This is a genomic window from Faecalicoccus sp. (assembly GCF_036552745.1).
GTDB lineage: Bacteria > Bacillota_I > Bacilli_A > Erysipelotrichales > Erysipelotrichaceae > Faecalicoccus.
Window position 1 is genome coordinate 1 of record NZ_JAXKBY010000038.1, and the last position, 1,701, is coordinate 1,701.

The 1,701-nt window shown below is 38.9% G+C and carries 3 protein-coding genes; all 3 read left to right on the forward strand.

Annotated features, from left to right (window positions below):
* Nucleotides 1-404 (forward strand): tyrosine-type recombinase/integrase (locus tag U0M88_RS02045; protein ID WP_331868745.1); only part of this gene is annotated, 404 nt, incomplete at its 5' end.
* A gap of 1 nt (nucleotide 405) precedes the next feature.
* Nucleotides 406-1,242: an Mrp/NBP35 family ATP-binding protein gene (locus U0M88_RS02050; protein WP_117445346.1), complete on the forward strand. Its 837-nt coding sequence runs from the start codon at nucleotides 406-408 to the stop codon at nucleotides 1,240-1,242.
* Nucleotides 1,236-1,701: YgjP-like metallopeptidase domain-containing protein (locus U0M88_RS02055; protein ID WP_331868746.1), on the forward strand; the 466-nt coding region annotated here is incomplete at its 3' end. The genes U0M88_RS02050 and U0M88_RS02055, both read left to right, overlap by 7 nt.

Genomic DNA, 1,701 nt, shown 5'->3' on the forward strand with positions numbered 1-1,701 from the left:
ACGGAAAAGGAGATAAAGAAAGAATTGTTCCGATAGCCAAAGCTTGTATCGATCAGATGAAACTTTATCAATATCTTGTACGCAGACAATGGCTGACGAATCGAACCGCACTTTTTTTTATCAACTCTAAAGGAAAACCATGCAGTCGGCAGTATGTTCATACGCTGATCAAACGAAAAGTTCAAGAATGTGGCTTAGATCCACGTATTTCGGCTCATAGTCTTCGTCACAGCTTTGCGACTCACCTTTTAGAAGGAGAGAGTGACCTACGCATTGTACAGGAGCTTTTAGGGCACAGTGATATTCAAACTACACAAATCTATACGCACATTCAAAATCAAAGATTGACAAAAGCGTATGATACGTATTTTAATGGGTTAAGTAAAACAAAGGAGGAGAATTGATATGTCTTGTGAAGGATGTCCAAGTAAAGGAAATTGTGGAAAAGATCAATCTACTTGCGGGGTAGAAAACAATCCCAACAATCATATAAAAAATATCGTAGCGATCATGTCCGGAAAAGGTGGAGTTGGTAAATCTACGATTACGGTTATGGTAGCTAAGGCTCTTGCGAAAAAAGGGTATAAAGTAGGAATCATGGATGCCGACATTACCGGTCCAAGCATTCCACGTTTATTCGCCGCAGAAAATGAACAGGCTTATTCGACAAAAGAAAACTATATCATTCCGGTGGAAGTTGCCGATGGAATCAAGATCATGTCCTTAAACTTCTTGATGAAGAATGAAAGTGATCCGGTAATCTGGCGTGGTCCTGTGATTGCCGGTGTAGTCAAACAGTTCTATACGGATGTATTATGGGGCGATCTGGATGTGTTATTGATCGATATGCCGCCGGGAACTGGTGATGTTGCCTTGACAATCATGCAGTCGCTACCGGTATCCGGTGTACTGATGGTATCTACACCACAGCCTATGGTTTCTATGATCGTAGCAAAAGCCATTCACATGTGCGAACAAATGCATGTACCGGTATATGGTGTCATCGAAAATATGGCTTATCTGGAATGTCCAAACTGTCAGGAAAAAATCGAATTCTATGATACGGCTCAGCTTCATCAGTTCTTTGAGGATACAAAGACAAAGCTATATGGTACCTTGCCAATGTTGGATCTGATACGCGATCTGAACACCTATGCGCAATACAATGAAAACCAGAAAGAAATCGTTCATGATTTAATCGATTCGGCTGTCGATCAGCTGATTCAGGATATCGGATGTTAGAATATACTCTGATTCGTAAAAACAACAAAAATCTATATTTGAGGATTCGAGAGGGAAAAGTCGTAGTCACAGCACCTAAAAATGTGTCTAAAGCTTATGTAGATCAGTTTGTGTGTAAGCATCGATCATGGATCGAACAACGTCTTACCACAAGTAAAAAACCATTACAAAATTTAGATACGATTTATATATTTGGTAAACCTTATACCATTTGTTTTGATACTATTACTTCAAAGGATCCAATGATCATAAAATGTAGACCGTATATAAAATCCTTTCAAACATGCATTCGTTTGAAGATACAAGATATTTTCCTGCAACGCTTTCAAATGCATTGTGAGCGAATGCATATTAAAGGATTAAAGCTTCGTATCGGCTTCTTCAAAAGCAAATGGGGAAGTTTTCATCCGACAAAAAAAGAAATTTCTTTGAATGGAAACCTTGCCTTTACGGATACAG